The 21,730-nt window shown below is 52.6% G+C and carries 24 protein-coding genes; 19 read left to right on the forward strand and 5 right to left on the reverse strand.

Annotated features, from left to right (window positions below; all coding sequences use genetic code 11):
* Positions 1–11 precede the first annotated feature (11 nt).
* From F556_RS0116895 to F556_RS0116920, 6 genes are all read left to right on the forward strand, one after another.
* On the forward strand, positions 12–1,049 hold the full coding sequence (locus F556_RS0116895; protein ID WP_020618163.1) for a S1 family peptidase: 1,038 nt from the start codon (positions 12–14) through the stop codon (positions 1,047–1,049).
* Positions 1,050–1,211: 162 nt separating this feature from the next.
* Positions 1,212–2,258 carry an NAD(P)/FAD-dependent oxidoreductase gene (locus F556_RS0116900; RefSeq protein ID WP_020618164.1) on the forward strand — a complete coding sequence of 349 codons (1,047 nt, stop codon included), beginning with the start codon at positions 1,212–1,214 and terminating at the stop codon, positions 2,256–2,258.
* 150 nt (positions 2,259–2,408) lie between these two features.
* A complete protein-coding gene (locus F556_RS34330) occupies positions 2,409–3,257 on the forward strand; it encodes a tetratricopeptide repeat protein (RefSeq protein WP_020618165.1) in 849 nt (282 codons plus the stop codon).
* 73 nt (positions 3,258–3,330) lie between these two features.
* The gene (locus tag F556_RS0116910) at positions 3,331–3,705 is read left to right on the forward strand and encodes a VOC family protein (RefSeq protein WP_020618166.1); all 375 of its coding nucleotides are present in this window, start codon (positions 3,331–3,333) and stop codon (positions 3,703–3,705) included.
* A gap of 128 nt (positions 3,706–3,833) precedes the next feature.
* The gene (locus tag F556_RS0116915; protein WP_020618167.1) at positions 3,834–4,199 is read left to right on the forward strand and encodes a DUF4180 domain-containing protein; all 366 of its coding nucleotides are present in this window, start codon (positions 3,834–3,836) and stop codon (positions 4,197–4,199) included.
* A 25-nt stretch (positions 4,200–4,224) separates the two neighbouring features.
* A complete protein-coding gene (locus tag F556_RS0116920) occupies positions 4,225–4,911 on the forward strand; it encodes a formylglycine-generating enzyme family protein (protein WP_020618168.1) in 687 nt (228 codons plus the stop codon).
* An 85-nt stretch (positions 4,912–4,996) separates the two neighbouring features.
* Here F556_RS0116920 and F556_RS0116925 read toward each other — a convergent pair whose 3' ends face one another.
* From F556_RS0116925 to F556_RS0116935, 3 genes are all read right to left on the reverse strand, one after another.
* Positions 4,997–5,983: an aldo/keto reductase gene (locus F556_RS0116925; RefSeq protein WP_020618169.1), complete on the reverse strand. Its 987-nt coding sequence runs from the start codon at positions 5,981–5,983 to the stop codon at positions 4,997–4,999.
* A gap of 27 nt (positions 5,984–6,010) precedes the next feature.
* A complete protein-coding gene (locus F556_RS34335) occupies positions 6,011–6,658 on the reverse strand; it encodes a hypothetical protein (RefSeq protein WP_020618170.1) in 648 nt (215 codons plus the stop codon).
* A 596-nt stretch (positions 6,659–7,254) separates the two neighbouring features.
* Positions 7,255–7,941, reverse strand: coding sequence for a hypothetical protein (locus tag F556_RS0116935; protein WP_020618171.1), 687 nt, complete (start codon positions 7,939–7,941; stop codon positions 7,255–7,257).
* A gap of 543 nt (positions 7,942–8,484) precedes the next feature.
* Here F556_RS0116935 and F556_RS37805 point away from each other — a divergent pair.
* Positions 8,485–8,703, forward strand: a complete 219-nt coding sequence (locus F556_RS37805) for a hypothetical protein (RefSeq protein ID WP_157272791.1) — start codon at positions 8,485–8,487, stop codon at positions 8,701–8,703.
* Between the two features lie 125 nt (positions 8,704–8,828).
* On the opposite strand, the gene F556_RS34340 is transcribed toward F556_RS37805, so the two are convergent.
* Entirely contained in the window at positions 8,829–9,587 is a 759-nt protein-coding gene (locus F556_RS34340) for a hypothetical protein (RefSeq protein ID WP_020618172.1), read from the reverse strand.
* Between the two features lie 239 nt (positions 9,588–9,826).
* On the opposite strand from F556_RS34340, the gene F556_RS0116945 reads away from it, so the two are divergent.
* From F556_RS0116945 to F556_RS0116985, 9 genes are all read left to right on the forward strand, one after another.
* Complete coding sequence (locus tag F556_RS0116945; RefSeq protein ID WP_245583080.1) at positions 9,827–10,219, forward strand: hypothetical protein; 393 nt, start codon at positions 9,827–9,829, stop codon at positions 10,217–10,219.
* A gap of 260 nt (positions 10,220–10,479) precedes the next feature.
* Complete coding sequence (gene ahpC, locus F556_RS0116950; protein ID WP_020618174.1) at positions 10,480–11,043, forward strand: alkyl hydroperoxide reductase subunit C; 564 nt, start codon at positions 10,480–10,482, stop codon at positions 11,041–11,043.
* A gap of 265 nt (positions 11,044–11,308) precedes the next feature.
* Positions 11,309–12,838 (forward strand): alkyl hydroperoxide reductase subunit F, encoded by a 1,530-nt coding sequence (gene ahpF / locus F556_RS0116955; protein ID WP_020618175.1) that lies wholly within the window; start codon positions 11,309–11,311, stop codon positions 12,836–12,838.
* A 218-nt stretch (positions 12,839–13,056) separates the two neighbouring features.
* Positions 13,057–14,004: an ABC transporter ATP-binding protein gene (locus tag F556_RS0116960; RefSeq protein WP_020618176.1), complete on the forward strand. Its 948-nt coding sequence runs from the start codon at positions 13,057–13,059 to the stop codon at positions 14,002–14,004.
* Positions 14,001–14,732 carry a hypothetical protein gene (locus F556_RS0116965; protein ID WP_020618177.1) on the forward strand — a complete coding sequence of 244 codons (732 nt, stop codon included), beginning with the start codon at positions 14,001–14,003 and terminating at the stop codon, positions 14,730–14,732. The genes F556_RS0116960 and F556_RS0116965 overlap by 4 nt, the downstream gene beginning before the upstream one ends.
* Positions 14,729–15,415, forward strand: coding sequence for an ABC transporter permease (locus F556_RS0116970; RefSeq protein WP_020618178.1), 687 nt, complete (start codon positions 14,729–14,731; stop codon positions 15,413–15,415). The genes F556_RS0116965 and F556_RS0116970 overlap by 4 nt, the downstream gene beginning before the upstream one ends.
* 27 nt (positions 15,416–15,442) lie before the next feature.
* On the forward strand, positions 15,443–16,540 hold the full coding sequence (locus F556_RS0116975; protein WP_020618179.1) for a sensor histidine kinase: 1,098 nt from the start codon (positions 15,443–15,445) through the stop codon (positions 16,538–16,540).
* Positions 16,518–17,123, forward strand: a complete 606-nt coding sequence (locus F556_RS0116980; protein ID WP_020618180.1) for a response regulator transcription factor — start codon at positions 16,518–16,520, stop codon at positions 17,121–17,123. The genes F556_RS0116975 and F556_RS0116980 overlap by 23 nt, the downstream gene beginning before the upstream one ends.
* A 188-nt stretch (positions 17,124–17,311) precedes the next feature.
* Positions 17,312–17,914, forward strand: coding sequence for a nitroreductase family protein (locus F556_RS0116985; RefSeq protein WP_020618181.1), 603 nt, complete (start codon positions 17,312–17,314; stop codon positions 17,912–17,914).
* 72 nt (positions 17,915–17,986) lie between these two features.
* Here the strand turns inward: F556_RS0116985 and F556_RS0116990 are convergent, their stop codons facing one another.
* Positions 17,987–18,352 (reverse strand): winged helix-turn-helix transcriptional regulator, encoded by a 366-nt coding sequence (locus tag F556_RS0116990; RefSeq protein WP_020618182.1) that lies wholly within the window; start codon positions 18,350–18,352, stop codon positions 17,987–17,989.
* A gap of 172 nt (positions 18,353–18,524) precedes the next feature.
* Between F556_RS0116990 and speD the strand changes: the two genes are divergently transcribed.
* The 3 genes from speD to F556_RS0117005 all read left to right on the forward strand — a co-directional run bounded on the left by speD (position 18,525) and on the right by F556_RS0117005 (position 21,036).
* Positions 18,525–19,331, forward strand: coding sequence for an adenosylmethionine decarboxylase (gene speD, locus F556_RS0116995; protein WP_020618183.1), 807 nt, complete (start codon positions 18,525–18,527; stop codon positions 19,329–19,331).
* Between the two features lie 17 nt (positions 19,332–19,348).
* The gene (locus tag F556_RS0117000; RefSeq protein WP_342663311.1) at positions 19,349–19,909 is read left to right on the forward strand and encodes a CYTH domain-containing protein; all 561 of its coding nucleotides are present in this window, start codon (positions 19,349–19,351) and stop codon (positions 19,907–19,909) included.
* Positions 19,910–20,214: 305 nt separating this feature from the next.
* Positions 20,215–21,036 carry a hypothetical protein gene (locus F556_RS0117005; RefSeq protein WP_020618185.1) on the forward strand — a complete coding sequence of 274 codons (822 nt, stop codon included), beginning with the start codon at positions 20,215–20,217 and terminating at the stop codon, positions 21,034–21,036.
* Positions 21,037–21,730 lie beyond the last annotated feature (694 nt).

The raw sequence follows: 21,730 nt of genomic DNA on the forward strand, positions 1-21,730 counted from the left end.
GGTGATGATGGATGAAGGATGAGGATTCGAACGAGAAGTCCAAAGACGAGAAAGCGACGGGCGAGCCGGAGCATGATGACAGGCCGAGGGAGCGCTCGGGCAAGGTGGTACAGATGCACCGCAATGGTCAGAAGGAACGTCCGTCTTCCGCGTCCACCTCTCCAAAAAGTGAAAGCTCTGGGGACGAGAAGCCCGGCGGCAAGGTGGTGCAGATGCGCCCGAGAACCGTGGAAGCCTCCGAGGGACAGAAGGACGAGGAGGCGCCTGAGGATCCGCTTGATCCGAATTCCGACGCATTCTGGGAAGAGGACGATGAGGAAGAGCTGACCGAAGCGCAGGAGAAGCGACGCAAGCGGATAAAAAGCTTCGTGCTCAGCCTGTTGGCCCTGGCACTGGTAGGTAATATCATCGCCTTCTGGCCTCAGATCTACAATCGAGAAACGCTACCCTTCCTCTTCACATCCCGTGAGCTGTCCCGGGACGAGCAGATTCAGCAGTACAAGGAATCTATTGCTCTGGTCAGCACGGACCGCGGGCGGGGCACCGGATTTTATATTCCGGAGGGATACATCGTAACCAATCACCATGTGGTCAAAGACCGGGTGTATCAGCAAGTCCAATTCCCGACGAAAAGCCAGTCGACGTATCCGGCGACAGTCGTCGCCTCCGATCCGTCGGTCGATCTAGCCATTCTCCGTATCGATGGCGATCATCCGGATGACTGGCCGTCCCTGCCGCTCGACGAGGGAGGCTGGACACCGGATATGCCGGTTCACGTGGTGGGCAATCCGCGCGGCTTCACCCTGATTGTCGGACAGGGCACGGTAATTGGTGAGATGCAGCTGCGCGACTGGCAGCATCCCGTGCTGGCACTGGATGCGCCGATCTTCGAAGGCAATAGCGGCAGTCCTGTTATTAATGAAGAGGGGCGCGTCTCTGCCGTCGTCTTTGCTACAACCGAGCGGGTCGTAGAAGACCAGACCAAGAAGATCGGTCTGGCCGTACCGGTCGAACGTGTGCACCGGCTGCTGGCTCAGCTTCCGAATTGATCGAACGAACAATAGCCTGAACAGAAAATGTCCTGTTGCAGTTGGTGCGGCAGGGCATTTTTTTGTCTGTGTTTAGTTGATAATAATTATCATTATCGATATACTAGAGACAATTGATCATCACCTTATGTTTATATCATGAGAGAAAATGAGGGATATAGAATGAATGAAGAAATCATGGATGTTACGATCATCGGGGGCGGGCCTGCAGGCTTGTTCGCTGCTTTTTATAGCGGGTTGCGGGAGATGAAGACGAAGATTATTGAGTTTCAGCCCCGGCTTGGCGGCAAGGTCCATGTCTATCCGGAGAAGATGATTTGGGATGTCGGCGGCTTGACGCCCGTTCCTGGCGCGCAACTGATCGACCAGCTTGTCGCGCAGGCGATGACATTTCAACCGGAGGTTGTACTGGGGGAGAAGGTCACTTCCATTGCCAAGGACGAGGAGGGCTTGTTCCTGCTACATACGAATACCGGCAGGGTACATCGCTCCAAAACCGTCATTCTGGCTGTGGGAGGCGGTATCTTGAAGCCGATCAAGCTGGCGATTGAGGGCGCAGAGCGCTTTGAAGTGACCAACCTGCATTATACTGTGAAATCACTGGCCCGCTTCAAAGGCAAAACCGTACTGATCTCCGGCGGTGGCAACTCAGCGGTCGATTGGGCCAATGAGCTGGCTCCGATCGCGGAGAAGGTCTACCTGACGTATCGCAGCGAATCGCTGAAGGGACATGAAGCGGAAATCTCCAAGCTGGGCAGCAGCTCCGTGCATGTTTTGCTCAATACGACGATTTCCAAGCTGGTGGCGGACGCGGATCAGGGCCAGATTGAGACCGTGGTGCTGGAGCGTGCAGAGGACGGGGCGGTTCTGGAACTGGCGGTGGACGAGATTATTATTAATCATGGCTATGAACGAGATAAAGAATTGCTGGCCAACAGTGAAGTACAAATTGACATGAAGGATTACCGGGTTGCAGGTACGCCGATGAGTGCGACGTCGATCCCTGGCATCTATGCTGCAGGCGATGTCCTGTACCATGAGGGCAAGCTGCACCTGATTGCAGGCGCCTTCCAGGATGCGGCCAATGCTGTCAATGAGGCCAAGCAGTTCGTCATCCCAGAGGCCAATTCCTACGGAATGGTCTCTTCTCACAACGAGTTGTTTGCCCAGAAAAACCGCGAGCTGATGAAGCATCTGTATACAAAATAGCATATCATGCGAAGCTCTCAAGGAGAGTTGGCTTCCTGGCTGCAGCCGGCCGAAGTCAGCTCTCCTTTTTGCGTCCAGGGAATGGTATAATCGACATAGACATTGAAAGATTGCCGTTGGCGGCAATGGAGAAGGGGAGCGGAAAGAAACATGCCGAAGCTGCTTGTAACCATTTTGACATTTGTGGCTGTCGTTATCATAGTCGGTGCTGCGTTCATCACGCACTGGCTGCTGGGAATTGCAGTCATTCTGCTGCTAGTGGGAGTTGTATACTATCGCAACCGGTTCATGCTGTATTCCATGAAGGCCAATATGGCCTATACGCAAGGACGGGAGGAGCAGGCACTGGCGTTACTGGAGAAGACAACCGGGCTGGATGGAGCCGGCGCCCGAGAGTTCATGCATTATGGCTACCTGCTCATGAAAAAAGGCGACCTGGCCCGTGCGGAGCAAGTGTTCCGGGACGGACTATCCCGCTCCAAGCGACGTGAGGACGAGATGCAGATTAAGATTAATCTCGCGACGGTAGGATGGCTGCAGGGCAACCGTTCCGAAGCCGTAGCATTGCTCGAAGGCGTCTATGATTCATTTAAAACCACGATGGTGTACGGCAATCTGGGCTATTTGAAGCTGCTCCATGGGGATGCGGAGGAGGCGCTTGCCTTCAATCTGGAGGCCTATGATTACAATGGCGAAGACCAGACGATTCGGGACAATCTGGCGCAAACGTACTACACGCTGGGCCGCTACGAAGAAGCCGAGGAGATGTATAAGCTGGTGATGGCCAAGTCGCCACGGTTTGCGGAGCCCTATTACTATTATGCGCTCACCCTAAGGCAGCTGGGGCGGACGGATGAGGCGAGGGAGCAGAGCGCGGCCGCACTGGAGCGTCAGCCAGCGCTTATCCCGGCTGTGACAAGGGCGGAGCTAGAGCAGTTGGCTGAGGAGCTTGGCGTCGTCCGGGAGCAAGAAGAAGAGCAAGAACAGCAGCAAGTTTAACATCGGTTTCCAAATTATGCTATACTGATGTCAGCTTGACCATTACGCGCCAGCGCGAAGGAGTGGATGAAGCATGATCAGCAAGATCGGTCAAATCATGTTGTACGTTGACGATCAAGATACGGCACGCGCGTTCTGGACGGAGAAGCTGGGTTTTGAGGTTGTCTCCGAAGAAGATAGCGAGGGCATGCGGTGGATCGAGGTAGCCCCCAAAGGCGCAGCCACGTCCATCGTTCTCCATAATAAAGCAGTCGTTGCAGCGATGTCACCCGAGCTTAACCTGGACACGCCATCACTTATGTTTTTCTCCAATGATCTGGACGGCTTGTATCAGCGTCTCACGGAGCAAGGCGTGACCGTCGGTGATCTGGTGACTCTGCCTTCCGGACGAGTCTTCAACTTTGCAGATGATGAAGCCCATTATTTCGCGGTGATGGAGTCGAAGTAGATTTCTGTTATACACACGCGCAATTGTATGACGGCTGATCCCTAAGATCGGCCGTCATTTTAGGATGAGCTGGTACAGAACGGACAACATTTATCTTATAAACACTAGTGCTAAAGGGGGAGCGAATGATGGAGGTAATTAAGGTAGAAACAGAGGGGCAACCGGTCGCGGTGGTCCGCAGCTGGCCGGATATCATCGATGATGTGCAGACAGCTCTGGACTTGATGGCGACGGTACAATACGAAACGGGCTGCGACCGGATAGTGATTCCGCAGGCTTTGTTCAGTGCGCGTTTTTATGATTTGTCCACTAAGCTGGCAGGCGACATTTTGCAGAAGTACACCAACTATGGGACCAAGCTGGCGATCGTCGGGGACTTCTCGCAGCTGACGAGCAAGAGCCTGCGGGATTTTATCTATGAATGTAACCACGGGCGGCAGTTCGCATTCTTGCCGACCGAACAAGATGCAATACACAAGCTCGGTGCGCTCTAGCTCCGAATCCACGGGAGGAAGATCAATGCCGAGTACACAGCATACCGATGAAGCCTATCCCATGGTCAGCATCCAGGCTGGCGAGATCCAGATGAGGGATGACCGTAAAAAGACGCAGTGGACCGAGCGTATAAATTCCTTTTTGCTGGCCCCGCTCCCTGTCACCAATGAACTCTATGATTCGATCATGCAGACGGCTGCCGCACCTCAGGCCCATGCCCCTGCGCTGGCTCCGGTCGTTGAAGTGTCTTGGCAAGACGCCATTGCCTTTTGCAATCTTCTCTCTAGCAGGGCAGGTCTACAGCCAAGTTATTCGATAGGAGATGAAGGCAGAGGCGTCGAGTGCAACTGGACGGCTAACGGTTATCGTCTGCCTACTGAAGCGGAATGGCAATATGCCTGTAGAGCGGGGACGAAGCGATATCAATATGGCGAGCTCGATGAGATTGCATGGTACCGGGACAACGCAGGCGGTCGCATTCAACCGACAGGACGCAAGCAGCCGAATGCGTGGGGACTCTATGATATGCTCGGTAATGTGTGGGAATGGTGCTGGGATCTGTATGATGTCGAAGTGTATGGCTCGTACCGAGTGTTCCGGGGCGGAAGTTGGGCAGAGGAGGCCAGAGGCTGCGGAGCGACCTGCAGGCGCCGTAGTCACCCGACGTTTCGCATCGACGATCTCGGGTTTCGTCTGGCTCGATCCTGTTAGATCGTTGAACGGACATTCTGAACGAATGAATCCATCGTAAGCGAGCGAAGCCGCCCTCCAATACCGGTAGGGCGGCTTCTGCATGCTAGGTATTCAATCCGCCAAGCACGGGATGGGGCACGTATGGCTCTTCCAGCCGGGCAATCTCCTCAGGCGTCAGCTGGAGCTCGACGGCAGCTACAGCATCCTCTAAATGATGCAGCTTGGTTGCACCAACGATTGGCGAGGTGATGCCCTCCTTCTGGAGCACCCAGGCGAGAGCAACCTGAGCTCTGGGGACATCCCGCTCTGCCGCGACTTCGGCCACGGTCTGGACGACCTTGCGGTCGGCCTCGATGGTATGCGCGTAGAGCGTTTTACCGAATTCGTCGGTCTCGGACCGGCTTGTAGTCTCGTCCCAGTCACGGGTCAGACGGCCTCTGGCGAGCGGACTCCATGGGATGACGCCAATGCCTTCGGATTTGCAGAGCGGCAGCATCTCGCGCTCCTCCTCCCGGTAGAGGAGATTCACATAGTTCTGCATGGAGACGAACCGGGTCCAGCCATGCTGCTCGGCGACGTGTTGCATCTTCAGGAACTGCCAGGCGTACATGGAGGAGGCCCCAATATAGCGGGCTTTGCCTGCCTTGACGACCTCATGTAGCGCTTCCATGGTTTCTTCGATGGGGGTATGCGGATCGAATCGATGGATCTGATACAAGTCGATATAATCGGTACCCAGCCGCTGCAGGCTATGGTCAACCTCGCTCAAAATGGCCTTGCGGGACAAACCGGCGCCGTTCGGTCCGGGACGCATCCGTCCATTCACCTTGGTAGCAATGACGATCTCATCCCGGCTGGCGTAATCCCGCAGCGCGCGGCCAACGATCTCTTCGCTTGTCCCGTCGGAATAAACATTGGCGGTGTCGAAGAAATTAATCCCCTTCTCCAGCGCCTGCTTGATGAACGGGCGGCTGCGCTCCTCATCGATTGTCCAGGAGTGGGTACCCCGTTCGGATACGCCATAGCTCATGCAGCCCAGGCAGATCCGGGAGACCTCCAGCCCTGTGCGGCCCAACTTGATGTACTTCATACGTGCGACAACCCCTTCCTTCAGGAATTAGGCTTGCTTGGCTTCGTATTCGTCTTGAATCTTGTATAGTCCATTGATGAGTGCTTCTGCCGGATCGCGATTCATCAGGTGCAGAGTCATCAGATATTGGAGCGGCATCGCACAAGCATTATTGCCATCCTTGAGCTGCGGAAATCCAGCTTCGAGCACGGGACCGGCTTGTTTGTGCATATTGAAGCCTACCTTAACTTTGTCATCTCCGAATTCTTCTCTTACGGAGTTCGCGCAGTGCGGTACAATTTGCTCGTCCAGCAGCTTCTTGGCCGCATCCTTGTCCGGAGGTGGTGCCAGTAATGGCCGGCTTACGCCAGCATCAATCATATCAATATAGAAGGAAGCGAGCCATTGGCCGGCTCGGCCGGCTTCCTGATGCTTCTTCAGCATTTCATTCATGAAAAATCCACATGCGTATTCCTTGTCGCCTTCCTTCTCCTTCAGCCGATAGATGAACATGGGTCCGAAGTTGGGATGATTGACGATCTGACCTTCGACCGCATAGGTGTCGTCAAAATCGCCCTGCAGCATCTGAAGCGAGCGGGAGTGCACGGCCACAATGATCTTTTTGGCTTCCTCTTCGCGTTTCTTTTCTTCTTCAGTTTTCTCTTTTACGTTGCTGTTGTTGTTTTCCATGGTCATTGCTGACCTCCTTCCCTTATCCATTCTACCACGTTAGGACAAGATTGGGAGCCATCAATTGAACGAAAATCTAGCCCATCAATCGAAAGGTGTCGAGTAGTAGGACTCCGACGATGTTATACGGGCAACGAGCGGTTTATTGTCAGCCATATCACAGTTCCCCCAATGTACGCCACCTGGTGCAAGCCCTGTACAAGCCCCGCGTGCTATTCCCCCTGCGAATGCCAATGCAAGCACAGCACAAGCCCTCCCATACTAGTCCGGGTGGAAGCGCCTATGTAGCCCTGAGCAAGCCCCCGAGCAAGCCCCTGTACTAGTTCCCAAGTAAGCCCCCAAGTAAGCCCCCAAGTAAGCCCCCAAGTAAGCCCCCAAGTAAGCCCCCATACTAGTTCCCAGCCTAACGGCCATATAGACGCTTATTCGTGCCAAAAAAGAGTCTGATTTTCTCTAACGGCCATATAGTCACTTATTACGTTCAAAGTGACCTCCTAGAACCCGAAAACCCTATAATAACTGCGCTGGTGGCCGTTAGAATTTGGACTGTGACGATTTAGGTGAAATAGCTGCGCTGGTGGCCGTTAGATGTCGAGACTGCCTCATAAGTCAGCAACTGGAGGGACAGGGACAACCTCAGCAATATCAGCTAACATAAAGCTCCGATACCGCTGTTTTCCACCGACCACTGTTAAGTGGCGCTTATCCACTAAGCTGTGCAGCGTTCTCCGGATATGCCGATCAGATATTTTGAGATGTTCTCCAAGCTCAAGCGGCGAAAAGGGACGCATCAGTCTTCTTCCAAATCGCAGGGTCTCCGTTTCTGCCCAATTTAATGAGTTGGCTTCTGTCGTATTCAGAAATTTACCAATGAACGCAAGCACCAGCTTTTTGCAGAGCTCTGGATCCTCTTTTATCGAAAGGTAGGCCACAGGGAGGAAGGTCCAGTCCGCCAGTACCAGCAACGCTTGTTTCATACACAAGTCCTTGAATCGTCCGGCTTCGACATCTCTGGCGTGAGAGCGGTAGCCATGAATTTCGATGCAGGCTTTGACCTTTCCAGGTATGTATACTAGGTCGAGGTAACGATACCCGTTGTTTAGATCTCTTACTTCCCATTCCGCATACAAGTGGTCGAAATTGCCGACGGCGGGGAACCAGATGTATCGGAGAAAAGCAATCGTCCCGTAACCGAGCCCACGTCGGAGCAGCTCCAGCCTCCGGGGATTTGTTTCCTCAGCAATCTGCTTCTCTATCCAAGCGTTGTAACACTGTTCGAACAAACTCATCTAGCCACTCCTCCATTTCATAAATAAAAAATGCCGCCTTAATCAGCGCAACCCCATCAGAGGCTGGCGAATCAAAGCGGCATGTGCTTCACACCGTATGTATTAAACAAACTATATCATAAAATGGCAGCGCCTTACAATAGCGGATGTTCCTAATTTGTCTATCTCAACCAGACCCGGTCAACCAGACCCGGTAACCCCAGGGACCCACAGACCCAGTAACCCAGTAACCCAGTAACCCAGTAACCCAGTAACCCAGTAACCCAGTAACCCAGTAACCCAGTAACCCAAAGGAAACCCCGGCGAACTTCGGTAACGGCGCCAACCGAGGCTATACTACTACCAGCGAGCATCTCTAACGGCCATATGAGCGCTTATTCGTGCCCAAAACGAGTCTCAGTTTTTCTAACGGCCATATATGCACTTATTGCGATCAGAATGAGCTCCCAGCGCTCGAAAACCTCATAATAACTGCGCTGGTGGCCGTTAGATTTGAAAATGTCCCTATTAGGTCGAAATAAGTGCTGTGGTGGCCGTTAGAGAATGAACGGGGAGGGTGAGAAGAGGAGGGAGGAGGCGGGAGGCGAGAGACGGGAGGCAGGAGACGGAACAGCCGATGACTATCCAACCAGGCGGCCCAGCCAACGGAATCACCAAGCCAGCCGAGCCCAACCGCCAACGGAGTCACCAAGCCAGCCCAGCCCAACCGCCAACGGAGTCACCAAGCCAGCCGAGCCCAACCCGCCAACGGAGTCACCATAGCCTCCCAGTGACCCCAGCCGCAACAGCGAACCTAGGCAACCCCAGAGACTTCAGCCTTTTCTAACCAACCCAGCCATATCGGTTACGGACCGCAGCAGACATTCAGTGCAAGGGCTGCACGCCGGTTACTCCTCGATAATAAAGTTGCTGTCACCGATCTGGATGCTGTCATCGTCTTCGTGGAGGAAGAACAACGCGCGCGAGGTCTCGCCATTTGTGTCGGTGAGGGTGATGGTGTTGCCGCTGATTTCGTACGTGCCGCTGGAATCGCCACCGGCCGCGCCTGTGGTCGGTGCTCCTCCTTCTACGGAACCGATCATCAGATCGCTGCTCTCGTATGTGCCATCAGACCTTAACACGAGGTCTTCCTGCCAGGAGGTAGAGCCGCTAGAGATCCCGACCAGGCCGCTGAACCCTCTGTGCAAATACTCCTGATCCAGTGTCAGACCCTCTCCAACAGGTTGCACCGGAGCCAATTCGACCTCATCGATAATCAGCGTGTCGCCACTAACCTCGATGCTGCGTGTCTCGCCATCCTCAAGCACCAATTCCCCATTCTCTATGGTGTAGGACTGACAATAGCCCTCCGCGCAATCGATCGTCTCAGGACCGCCCGAAGGAGGAGCATCCAAGACAAGCTGCCCGCCCGGCAGGAAAGTAACGATGTTCCAGCACATGCCGCCGCATTCCGAGCCGTCGAAGTCTGGACTAAAGCCGTAATACATTCCGTGAAGCTGATCGAGGTCCACCTTGCCTGGCTCAGCAGGCTGATAGGCTGCTGCCCCGCCACCGCTGCTGCTTCCATCAAATGAATTCGAACAGCCCGCTGCCACAAGTGAGAGCGCGAGTAATAACACAAATCCAATGCGCCATTTGCCGGCCAAAGCCCTTACATTTATACTTTTCAAGTGAGTCATCCTCTCCATAACCTTCCATTTTAGAACAATCGGTTATTTATACCCAATTCTCCTGGCAGCTAAACGATGTCATTTACACCTAACCATATATGGTATATATTAGAATTTATAGAAATGATAACGTTATACAGAGAGGCAAGCTTCAACCTATCGCTAGAGCATCGCCCAGTCTAATATGGCCCATTCCCAGATGAAAGGAAGATCTAATGATGAGAAACCTGTACGTCAAGCTGTCCTTGCTAGTCGTTGTATTCTCCCTTACGTTCTGCCTTACTGCCTCGGCCAATCCCTCTATAGTAAGTTACGGCAGCTCTTACTCCCACTCACTCAGTCCCGGCGAAGGCTATGCTTACATTCTCCCGAATGCCAGGACTTCGGGCACCGGCGTAAAGATTAACACAGCCGTACCGAACTCGTTGCAGGTCAAGTATTATTGGTCCTATAATGGGACGCAATTGAGTGTGGGACCAACGGTCATTAGCGGCACCAGCTACAATGGCGGTTTCGGGTATTATGAGCCAGGAACATTGATTACGGTGGTGGAGCGGGTACCAGGATCCACAGCGGGGCCGGTTTCCTACTCCATCTCTTTCAATTAAGCTTCGTTGTATTCCTGCATTAAAATTCAGCTAGGCAAGCCAGCTTTTCTCAATGGAGGGGAGGCGGGCTTGCTGTTTTTTTAATGACGAGATTTGTGCGCTATGTCATGTGCAATTATGGAAGCATTCGTGTAAAATAGAGCGAGATAAACTCATTTGGACAACCGTTATTCTCAAAGGCTTGACATTCGAGCGGAGAATAATTAATATTAGTTTAGAATGAGTTTAATAATCAATTACCTTTAGGAGGGAACCATCACATGTCTCTGATTGGAAAAGAAGTCGCCCCGTTTAAAGCTCAAGCGTATCAAAATGGTCAATTTATCGAAGTCACAGAAGCTAACCTTAAAGGCAAATGGAGCATTGTATGCTTCTATCCAGCGGATTTCACATTCGTATGCCCGACTGAGCTCGGCGATCTGCAAGATCAATATGACGCCCTGCAAGCTCTGGGTGTAGAAGTTTACTCTGTTTCGACAGATACACACTTCACGCACAAAGCATGGCATGACAGCTCCGAGACCATCGGTAAAATCAAATATATTATGATCGGCGATCCTTCGCACACGATCTCCCGCAACTTCGACGTTCTGATCGAAGAGGACGGCCTGGCTGACCGCGGAACATTCATCATTGATCCAGACGGTATCGTTCAAGCTGTTGAAATCAATGCTGGCGGCATCGGCCGTGACGCAAGCACGCTGGTAGGCAAAGTAAAAGCTGCTCAATACGTGCGCAACAACCCAGGCGAAGTATGCCCTGCAAAATGGCAAGAAGGCGGAGAAACACTGAAGCCAGGTCTTGACCTCGTAGGCAAAATCTAAGTGTCGGTGTTGATCACGAAGTAATTACAAGAAGCGGATTCGACATCGAATTTTGAAGGCAGTCGAAACTTCCGGTGCTCACGTAGGTTCGCCTACGCTCCGCTCCTCATTTCCTCCTGTCTTCAAACTTCTCGGTGCTGAACACCGACTTGGAGAAAGACTTTATGTGTTTCATATACGAGCCGGAGAGGTCAAGCGGACTGAGTGTCATACCGCTTGAGCCGCTCCGGCCGTTTTAAAAAAATCTATCCTATGAGGTGATCCTATGGCTTTGGATGCGGACATCAAACAACAACTAAACCAATATTTGCAGATGCTCGAAAGCGACCTGGTGCTGCGCGTCAGCACGGGCGAGGGTAAGGCCTCGGACGAGATGAAGGAGCTTGTGGATGAGTTGAGCGGGATGACGTCCCGGATCACCGTAGAACAAGCGGATCTCCCACGGACGCCAAGCTTCAGTGTGAACAAAGTCGGCGAGGAATCGGGTATTGTCTTTGCAGGCACCCCGCTCGGTCATGAGTTCACGTCCCTCGTCCTGGCGCTGCTGCAAGTGAGCGGCAGGGCGCCAAAGGTGGACCAAAGCGTCATCGATCAAATTAAAGCGATCAAAGGCGAGTATAAATTTGAGACCTATGTCAGCCTGAGCTGTCATAACTGTCCGGATGTGGTTCAGGCGCTCAACGTGATGAGCGTACTGAACCCTGGCATCTCGAACACGATGATTGACGGTGCTGTCTTCAAGGAAGAAGTCGAGAGCAAGGAAGTTATGGCTGTGCCTTCCGTCTTCCTGAACGGCGAATTCTTCGGTGGCGGCCGCATGAGTATCGAAGAGATCGTGGCCAAAATCGGCGGCGGACCAGATGCCTCCGAATTCGAGAACAAAGAGCCGTATGACGTCTTGGTTGTAGGCGGCGGACCGGCCGGTGCTAGCGCCGCAGTCTATGCTGCACGCAAAGGCATTCGTACAGGTATCGTAGCCGACCGCTTTGGCGGCCAGGTCATGGATACAATGGGCATCGAGAACTTCATCAGCGTGAAGTATACCGAAGGTCCAAAGCTGGCGGCAAGCCTGGAGGAGCACGTCAAGGAGTACAACGTCGATATTATGAAGCTGCAGCGCGCCAAGCGTCTGGAGAAGAAAGAGTTGATCGAGGTTGAGCTGGAGAATGGCGCGGTCCTCAAGAGTAAAACGGTCATCCTCTCCACAGGTGCGCGCTGGCGTAATGTAGGTGTCCCTGGGGAACAGGAATTCAAAAACAAAGGCGTGGCTTACTGTCCACACTGTGATGGCCCGTTATTTGAAGGCAAGCATGTCGCAGTTATCGGTGGAGGCAACTCCGGGGTCGAAGCGGCTATTGACCTGGCTGGAATCGCTAGCCATGTCACCCTGCTGGAGTTCGCGCCTGAATTGAAGGCCGACTCCGTTCTGCAGGATCGTCTGAACAGTCTGTCGAACTCGACTGTACTGAAGAACGTACAGACCAAGGAGATCACTGGAACCGACAAGGTCAATGGTATTACCTACGTGGACCGTGACAGCGGCGAAGAGCATCATGTGGAGCTGGAGGGTGTATTCGTGCAGATCGGCCTGGTACCTAACACGGACTGGCTCGGCGATGTCATCGAGCGCAACCGGATTGGCGAAGTTGTTATCGACAACCACGGCGCGACCAGCATGCCTGGCTTGTTCGCAGCAGGCGACTGTACGAACAATCCTTACAAACAAATCATCATCTCGATGGGCTCGGGTGCAAATGCCGCGCTGGGCGCATTTGATTATCTGATTCGCAACTAAGTTCTTATCTATCGAAAAGCCTTCCCTCCGGCAGTGCCGGAATTAGGGGAGGCTTTTTATATTGCCAGATAAGCTGGCGAACGGCTAGAGGCGCTTAGTGGCGGCCGTTAGCGAGTATGAGGCTGTGGGGAGCAGACGATTTCATGACAAATGTAACTATAAAGGGGTCGCCAAAACGTTCATAGTAAGGGTATCCTATGAAGCGGAGGGGATTCTCGATGACTATTGCATCCCTGCAAGGCGTGGTGAAACGCTATGGAACCCAGCTTGTGCTGGACGGAGTAGACTTGGATCTTCACGAGGGCGAAATATTGGGCCTGTTGGGACCCAATGGGGCGGGCAAGACGACCCTGATCCAAACCCTCACGGGAATGACACCCGTGGATCGGGGGACCATCAATTTATTCGGTGATGATCGACATCCCTTCTCTCACGCGAACCGGGAGAAGCTGGGGCTGGTCACTCAGGAAATTACGGTATTCGACGAGCTGACAGCGCGGGAGAATGTGTTGTTTTTTGCGGGCGTGTACGGGATTAAAGGGGAGGAGAAAAAGCGCCGGGCGGCTGAGGCATTGGCTTTTGTCGGTTTGGAGGACCGTGCGGACAAGCGGCCCGCCAAATTCTCGGGCGGCATGAAGCGACGGCTTAATATCGCCTGTGCGCTAACCCACCGGCCGCGGCTGCTGATTATGGATGAGCCGACGGTGGGCATTGATCCGCAATCGCGCAATCATATCCTGGAGGCCGTGACCCGGCTCCGGGATCGCGGGACGACGATTCTGTACACGACGCATTATATGGAGGAAGTTCAAGCCATCGCCTCTCGTGTCGTCATTATGGACCAGGGACAAATCATTCAGGAGGGGACCGTCGACGAACTCGTGCGGACCATCCAGCATGAAGAGAAGGTGTCCATTGATGTCACCGATGCGAGTCTGGTTGATCGCGGGCGTCTGGAGCAGATTGCGGGCATCAAGCAGGTAACAGTGCACGGCAATAAATTGACGGTTATTTCAGCTGCCGGGGCAGGCAATCTGGACCGAATCATTACGATCATCAAAGAGCAGACAGGACTCGTCGGCATTCAGGCGGACAAACCGAACCTGGAAGACGTATTCCTCACGCTGACGGGCAAGCAGCTCAGGGACAAGGAGGAAGGGTCATGAGAGTGCTGTCGACGGTTCCCTGGACACTGCGCCGGATGTCTCGTGATTATCTCGTGCTGCTGCTTCTGCTTGGTGTGCCAATCGTGCTGCTCAGCCTATTTTCCTATCTGATGGGGAATGCCATGGCGGAATCGGGTAGACTACTCTTCCATGACACGGCGCAACAGATGATTATGAGTTTTCAGCTTTTTTCCGGTTCTGTGGTCATGTCCTATTTGTATTATGATCTGTTTACCGAAAAACGGATGCGAATCTTCACACTGCCCTTCAATAAATCGCTGTACGCGTTTTCCATCATGCTGTGCGGAACGGTCTACTCGCTCGTGCTGGGCGTATTGCTCATGACCTACGCTCAGCTTGTACTTGGCGTGGTATGGGAGCACTGGGTATGGATGAGCTATAATTTGCTCCTGTTGTCCGTGGTATCTAGTATTGTTAGTCTGATTTTGATGTTCTCCGTCCGCAGCTTCAAAACGGCTGAACGGCTGACCGAAATTTATGGCGTAGGATTCATCGTATTGGCGGGCTTGTTTTTTCCGATGCCGGATAACGCGGTGATGAATTTCCTGGGCTCATACGGCAATCCGCTTACGCTCAGTGATGGGGCTGTGACCGCCATGGCCAACGGCGAGGCAGGGGAAGCCTGGCTTCAAGCCAACGTGCTGGCTGCCGCAAGCCTGGTCTTGTTTCCGCTGATGCTGCTGCTGGGGAGGAGGAAAATGCGGTGACCATCTTCGAGTTTGCGTTGAAACGGAGCTTTGGCAATCCCACGAATCTCATTTTCCTCAGTCTGTTCCCGCTGGCAGCCATCTTCCTGCCTCAGAGTGAGCTATGGCCTGCTTTGCCTTATGGATACCATTATTTCGGGATTCTGCTCCTATTCGTGGCCATCCGTCTGACAGCCATTCTTATCGAAGACCGTACCAGCGGCATCGTCAAGCGGCTGGCTGTGGCACCGATTACCCATTTCAGCTACCTGAGTCAGAACCTGCTTGCCTTTGCCTGTATCCTCGTGCTCCAGTGTACGGTCGTAGTGGCAGGAGGCGTGCTCTACGGGCAGGAGCTGGGACAGCCGCTCATGCTGCTGGTGCTCTATGTGTCCTTCGCGTTTACTGCACTGGCTATGGCGGTGGCCTGGGTCGCGCTGTATCGGAGCAAAGAGATCGCCTTTCTGGTGTATATGACCATTATCGTCCTCTTGTCGCTTCTGGGTGGCATGCTCTTCCCGGTCGAGATGATACCCGAGCCCCTGAGCCGTGTCATCATGGTACTGCCGACGTATTGGCTGACAGATGGGATGGCGTGGGTAACATCTGGCGGAGACCTCCTCGATTTTTGGCTGGCAAATGGCGTATTATGGTTGTATACGATCATTTTTTTGACGCTTGGCAGCGTCCGCAAGATTCACTGAGGCTGTAAAAGGAAGGAGGGACGCGGCATGAGTCCGGTTCCATACGTACAGGGCTGGCGGTTTCTGCAGATTGTAGCGCTCATCCATCTGTGGATCGCCGGGGATGCCCGGCCCTCCTTGTTTTTGCTCATTCTACTACTGCTCATCTTGGTTTGTCTGCGGTGGCGATTTCCGCTGCCCCCATGGACCGCAGCGCTGGATATCGGCGCAGCGGCCTTATTCATGCCATTCACGCCGCTGGCGGGATATGCGCTGGCTCTGCCCATATTTGAGCTGGCCCTGGCTGGTAGATGGCTACTGGCCCTGCCCCTTGCGGCTGGACTGCTGCTGGCGCAGGGCGATCCGGCCGTTGGACTCTGGTTCTTCGCCGCGTCCCTGTTCTTCGGTGGATTCGCACGTGTCAGCCTGCGGAATGAGCGATTGTACCAACAGGAGGTGGACGAGCAGCGCAAGGCCCGACAGGAGCTGGAGCGGTTCAGGACGGAGCTGCTGGCTGCGGGGCGGGCTTCGGCCCATCAGGCTGAGCTGATGGAACGGTACCGAATTGCCAGGCAGCTGCATGATCATCTGGGGCATGATCTGACAGGTGCCTCGCTGGCCTTGCAGGCCTATGACTATGTGAAAGAGCCTGAAGAAGCAGCCAAGCTGCTGGCGGAGGTGAGACGCCGAATCGAGCGGAGCACCGACAGTTTGCGGGAGACCGTACATAATGCTACGCCGGTTGCCCGGATCGGGATAGAACGTCTGGAACAGGTCGTACAGGGGTATGGAGAGCTCGGGCTGCACTTCGTGAAGACAGGGGATATGCAGCGGATTCAGGCGTATCAGTGGGACCTGCTGGAGTCGTGTCTGAAGGAAGCATTGACCAATGTCGCCCGTCACAGCAACGCTACCGAAGTCCGTATCGAGCTCCAGACCGGCGAAGCCATTGTGCGTCTGCTCGTACAAGATAATGGGACCCTTCCGGATACGGGACAGCCCGGTACGGGATTGAAGAACCTGCAGCTGCGGGCGCGGGCGCTCGGGGGCAGTTTGTCCATCAGCCGGGGGCAAGGAGTTCTGCTGGTATGCGTCATTCCATTGGAGGAAAGGGGAGAGCCGGATGAGGCTGCTGATCGCGGATGACGATCCTTTAGTTGGCCAGAGCTTGAAACTGCTGCTGGGCCGCGAGGCGGACCTAGTGGTCGTGGGCGTTGCAGCCAACGGTGAAGAAGCAATCGAGCTCTGCCGGAGTGAACAGCCCGATATCGTCCTCATGGATATCCGCATGCCCGTCATGGACGGCATCGCCAGCACCAAGACCATTAAATCGATGTGGCCACACATTCAGGTGCTTATGCTCACTACTTTCCGGGACGAGAGTAACATCCGCCTGGCCTTGGGGGCCGGAGCGGCCGGGTATCTGCTCAAGTCGGCCTCCATTGACAATATGGCTGCCCAACTGAGAGCCTTGGCTTCCGGTGCGACGGTATTGGATCAGGATGTATTGAAAATAATTATGACACCGGTGCACGAACCGATTGGCGGTTTGACAGCTCGTGAAGAGGAGATCGTAGAAGGTGTGGCGCAGGGATTGTCCAATAAGGAGATCAGTGAGCAGCTGCATTTGAGTCAAGGTACGGTTCGCAATATGTTAACCATCATTCTGGACAAGCTAGAACTCAGGGACCGGACGCAGCTGGCGATTTTTTATTGGCAACGTAAATAGGCTAAGTGGTATCCTTTTTTATACTAGCTCACATTTATGTGCCTACTTACATTAAAAAGGTTTATCGCTCATAATTAGAAAGTAGCATTGCTACGGCATTCGTTCATGTGTGTAATTCCTGACAACCGGAGATACTAATCATCGGATACCGGCAGTGCCGCGACTAAAGATGAGAAGGAGTGGAATTTGTGAGTAATACATTTCTGGAATTGATCAAAGAAAGACGCAGCTATTATGCAATCAGCCCTGAATCTGTCATCAGCGACGAGAAATTGGAGCAATTGATCGGCGAAGCCATCAACCATACCCCGTCTTCGTTTAATTCGCAAAGCTCCCGGGTAGTGATCCTGCTCGGCGAGAACCATAACAAACTGTGGGACGGCATTGTGAAGGAAACTCTGCGTGCCATCGTACCAGCAGACAGCTTTGCTTCGACAGAAGAGCGTCTGGCTGGATTTAACAACGGTTACGGTACGATCCTGTTCTTCGAGGACGAGCAAGTCATTAATGGTCTGCAAGAGCAGTTCCCACTGTACTCGGACAACTTCCCAATCTGGTCGAACCAGTCGAGCGGCATGCTGCAATTCGTCGTATGGACCGCGTTGACTACAGAAGGCTATGGCGCTTCGCTGCAGCATTACAACCCGCTCATCGACGAGCAGGTCAAAGCTGAGTGGAACATTCCAGCACACTGGAAGCTGCTTGCTCAAATGCCATTTGGCAAACAGGCTGCACAGCCTGGTGAAAAAGAGTTTGCACCTCTCGAAACTCGTTTGAAAGTCGTCAAGTAAGCTATTCCCGTTCTCGGGCAATAGCTCAAATAAGCGACACCGTCCATCTTGGGCAGGTGTCGCTTTTTTATGTTATTTTTCGCTAACTTGCTCTTCAGCAACTTGCTTGCTGCGCTTCTCCATATGCTCCATATGCTTGGCTCCCCATTCATGCATCGCCTCCAGCAGTGGAATCATACTCTTGCCGTATTCGGTCAGGGAATATTCGACCTTCGGTGGTACCTGAGGATAGATTACCCGCTTCACCAGATCCTGCTCCTCCAGCTCACGCAGCTGCAAGGTCAGCATTCGCTGTGTAATATCCGGCATGAGCCGTCGCAGTTCATTGAACCGCTTGGTGCCCTCGAACTCCAGCTGCATCAGTATAATAGGCTTCCACTTTCCTACGATGGTGTCCAGGGCAACGACAATTTTGCAATGCTCCGCTTTTTTTTCCATCATGACACTCCTTTGCCTCCGGCTTTACAGTATCTTTAGAGTAACTATACCACATAATCGTACCAGGGCGCATGAGACCGGCAGCAGGGGGTTGTGGGATTCGTCTGATTTTGTTAGGGTACAGTTGGGTAAATTAATCTAATACTACATATCTGGCAGGAGGCGATGACTGATGAAACTAACCAAGGAGCAGCGAATCACGCTGCATGGCTTCAATAATCTTACCAAATCGCTGAGCTTTAACATGTACGACATCTGTTATACGCGAACCAAGGAGGAGCGGCAAGCGTATATCGAATATATCGATGAACAATATAATGCCGATCGGCTCACAAAAATCCTCAAAGCTGTCTCGGACATCATTGGTGCTCATGTCCTGAATATCGCCAAGCAGGATTACGATCCGCAAGGCGCGAGCGTGACCCTGCTGGTATCGGAAGGGCCCGTTGCCGGAGCACCCAATGAATCGTTCGACGAATCGCCGGGACCGCTCCCGGAGACTGTGCTGATGCATCTGGATAAAAGCCATATTACCGTGCACACGTACCCGGAATATCATCCGGACGAAGGAATCAGTACCTTCCGCGCGGATATTGATGTCTCGACCTGTGGTGAAATATCGCCACTCAAGGCACTCAACTATATGATTCATTCCTTCGATACCGATATTATGACGATGGATTACCGGGTGCGGGGCTTCACGCGGGACATCAGCGGTCATAAGCTGTTCATTGATCATGAGATCAGCTCGATTCAGAGCTATATTCCTGACAATATCATCGAGCAATACGATATGATTGACGTCAACGTCTATCAGGAGAATATCTTCCATACGAAGTGTAAGCTGAAGAAATTCGAGCTGAACGACTATCTTTTCGGGTACACCAAGGATACGCTGAGCCAGCAGGAGCAGGCGGAGATCACAGAGTCGCTGAAGGCCGAGATGGACGAGATTTTTTACGGTAAAAATATGTACTGAGCCCCGGGGTCCGGTGTATGATGATAGTAGGACTAGGACAAGAGAGGGGCACAACGGGCAACATGGCACAGGAAATTGAACGCAAATGGCTGCTGGATCGCCTGCCGGGCGATCTGGCCGCCTCTGGTGCATTGACGGTAATCGGTGAGCAGCGAATTGCCCAGACCTATCTGGCGATTCACGACGGCGAGGAGTTGCGAATCCGTGCCATCACCGATCTGCACTCGGGTGAGATCATTCATACGCATACCTTCAAGCGGGGGCTGGGGATCTCGCGGGAGGAAATCGAGTACACGATTGCCGAGGGCATCTATGAGCAGATGATGCGGATGTCGGGGACTACCCCGCTGATCAAGGTTCGCACCACCGCAGACGCAGGACCCTTCCAACTGGAGATTGACCGCTACGAGCAGCTCGATCTGACGGTTGTCGAGGTGGAATTCGACAGTGTGGCGGAAGCTGAACGCTTCGAGCCGCCGGCGTGGTTCGGCCAGGAGATCAGCACCGACCGCCGCTACAGCAACAAGAAGGTATGGCAGGACCTGAATCCTGGCCAGACTCAAGAAAGTTCCAGATAGGGCTGCGTTAATTAACGTGTTGCCCATGTCAAAGAAGAGCCCTGTCATCGTATTGATGACGGGGCTTTTTTTCGATGCACGATCACATTGAATACATTGGTTAATGAATAGTTTTAAAGAACTAAAAGCATGTGAAGATTGTTGAAAAAAACCGGATAAAGTCGTTTTGAATATATAAATTTAGTAAAATAGGATTATAAAACAAAGAGATATTGGTCAATAATACCTAAACAAATTGTTGTGTCTAATCCTGATTACTGATATGATGGAACTATCTTACTATACATAAATTGGAGGTTAACGTTTTGGCAGGCGCAAAGAAAAAATTAATGGTGGGTTGTTTGGCAGTGCCCGCTGCCTTGTTTGGGCTTATGGTTATAATAGTTGTTGTGGGATCAATACTAGGCGGAGATGATTCTGAGGTTGCAACAACGACAGGAGGAGCTGCGTCCGGGAATTCGACGACTGAACAAACTGCAGCTGCTACCGGAGATAAAAGCAATGAGCATGAGGCGTTTTTTACCGACGCTCAAGCTTTGAACGCGGAAGGTAAGTATATTGCTGCCATGGCTACAATCGATAAAGCGATTGCCGCAGAAAGCAAAGAAGAATACACCACGCTGAGAACTGAACTGGAAGGTAAAATTGCATCCCGCAAATCAGAGTTAGAATCATCGCTTGAAATTAAAGAAGATAAGGTTGAAAATATAACCTTTATCAGCCCTAAGTCACCTATCAACCAAGGTTTGATCTTCTATCCTTATATCGGCATTAAAGACTCCAAGAAGTATATGCTGCTTCGGGTTGGGTTCCAAGAAGATCCTTCAAAAGCATTGTTTGTCTTTACAGGTATAAAAGTTAGAGCTGGAGATACGCTGGAAGAACTAAAATTTTCTCCGCTTGATAAGATGAATAACGTTGATTTCTTCGGTTCGGGTATGACAGAAGCAGTAGATATTCAGGTGAGAGACAAAGAAGAGTCTTTGCTTGCTTCTACGATCCCGGGTGTAGAGGAAGTTATAGTAAGATTCGAGGACATTTCTAATAAGTCCAATGATTACACGTTAACTGATGGGCACCGGAAGAATATCGCTGACATCTTGGAATATTACAGTTACTTGGAATAGAAGATTGTTTACTACCTGTGTCTTGGATGACACAGGCTTTTTTTATTGTATGCGTGCCCAGAGGCACGCATCTTCTAGCCGGTGAAAGTCCGGTCGCGGGAGGGGCCAAGCCCCCGCGTAGCTAGGATACTTGCGTAAGGCGAAATCCTTGCGTAAAAGCGTATCGACAAAAGTACCTGTCGGAGACAGGGCGAGCGACAGACCAGGCCGTAACATAAAGTGAATCTTGCCGCGTCGTCAAAAAGGCCTCGCAAGAGGGAAAAGAGGAAGTCGAGTCCCGATACAATGGACGAAGACCATGGAAGTTGCTAAGAACTTGGAGCAGCAACGAAGAATCCTCCGGCGTATGGAGAACGGCATGGGTTGAAAGAGGGTGCAGTGAACTGGGGAGGCCCTCCCCTGCACGAAAAAAAAATCGTAAAGAGGTACTCTATAAACTTGAAAAGTGAAGGGAGTGGCCTGCAGGAAGGGAGTCCGAGGGGCTCGTAGTACTGATGAACGCAGGACAACACAACCTGCGGGAGGAAAGGGGCCCTGCTTTGTTCACGTTTCTTAAGGAGGTACGAATCAGTGAATGCCAAACGGCTAATAACACCAAAGGAAAACGTTCAACAACTCCAAGAGAAACTAGGTCATGCGGCCAAGGAAAACAAGAAGCGTAGATTTCACGCCTTATATGACAAGGTCTACCGGA

Origin of the sequence: Paenibacillus daejeonensis DSM 15491, assembly GCF_000378385.1 — a bacterium.
GTDB classification, from domain to species: domain Bacteria; phylum Bacillota; class Bacilli; order Paenibacillales; family Paenibacillaceae; genus Paenibacillus_D; species Paenibacillus_D daejeonensis.

Bases quoted from the DNA above. Each gene is read 5' to 3' on its own strand.
- F556_RS0117000 (WP_342663311.1), top strand. From the start codon at position 19,349: ATGATGATAGTAGGACTAGGACAAGAGAGGGGCACAACGGGCAACATG.
- F556_RS0116935 (WP_020618171.1), bottom strand. From the start codon at position 7,941: ATGAGTTTGTTCGAACAGTGTTACAACGCTTGGATAGAGAAGCAGATT.
- F556_RS0116975 (WP_020618179.1), top strand. From the start codon at position 15,443: ATGAGTCCGGTTCCATACGTACAGGGCTGGCGGTTTCTGCAGATTGTA.
- ahpF (WP_020618175.1), top strand. From the start codon at position 11,309: ATGGCTTTGGATGCGGACATCAAACAACAACTAAACCAATATTTGCAG.
- F556_RS0116900 (WP_020618164.1), top strand. From the start codon at position 1,212: ATGAATGAAGAAATCATGGATGTTACGATCATCGGGGGCGGGCCTGCA.
- F556_RS0116945 (WP_245583080.1), top strand. From the start codon at position 9,827: ATGATGAGAAACCTGTACGTCAAGCTGTCCTTGCTAGTCGTTGTATTC.
- F556_RS0116960 (WP_020618176.1), top strand. From the start codon at position 13,057: ATGACTATTGCATCCCTGCAAGGCGTGGTGAAACGCTATGGAACCCAG.
- F556_RS0116915 (WP_020618167.1), top strand. From the start codon at position 3,834: ATGGAGGTAATTAAGGTAGAAACAGAGGGGCAACCGGTCGCGGTGGTC.
- F556_RS0116965 (WP_020618177.1), top strand. From the start codon at position 14,001: ATGAGAGTGCTGTCGACGGTTCCCTGGACACTGCGCCGGATGTCTCGT.
- F556_RS0116920 (WP_020618168.1), top strand. From the start codon at position 4,225: ATGCCGAGTACACAGCATACCGATGAAGCCTATCCCATGGTCAGCATC.
- F556_RS34330 (WP_020618165.1), top strand. From the start codon at position 2,409: ATGCCGAAGCTGCTTGTAACCATTTTGACATTTGTGGCTGTCGTTATC.
- speD (WP_020618183.1), top strand. From the start codon at position 18,525: ATGAAACTAACCAAGGAGCAGCGAATCACGCTGCATGGCTTCAATAAT.
- F556_RS0116990 (WP_020618182.1), bottom strand. From the start codon at position 18,352: ATGGAAAAAAAAGCGGAGCATTGCAAAATTGTCGTTGCCCTGGACACC.
- F556_RS0116895 (WP_020618163.1), top strand. From the start codon at position 12: ATGAAGGATGAGGATTCGAACGAGAAGTCCAAAGACGAGAAAGCGACG.
- F556_RS37805 (WP_157272791.1), top strand. From the start codon at position 8,485: ATGAACGGGGAGGGTGAGAAGAGGAGGGAGGAGGCGGGAGGCGAGAGA.
- F556_RS0116925 (WP_020618169.1), bottom strand. From the start codon at position 5,983: ATGAAGTACATCAAGTTGGGCCGCACAGGGCTGGAGGTCTCCCGGATC.
- F556_RS0116980 (WP_020618180.1), top strand. From the start codon at position 16,518: ATGAGGCTGCTGATCGCGGATGACGATCCTTTAGTTGGCCAGAGCTTG.
- ahpC (WP_020618174.1), top strand. From the start codon at position 10,480: ATGTCTCTGATTGGAAAAGAAGTCGCCCCGTTTAAAGCTCAAGCGTAT.
- F556_RS34335 (WP_020618170.1), bottom strand. From the start codon at position 6,658: ATGACCATGGAAAACAACAACAGCAACGTAAAAGAGAAAACTGAAGAA.
- F556_RS0116910 (WP_020618166.1), top strand. From the start codon at position 3,331: ATGATCAGCAAGATCGGTCAAATCATGTTGTACGTTGACGATCAAGAT.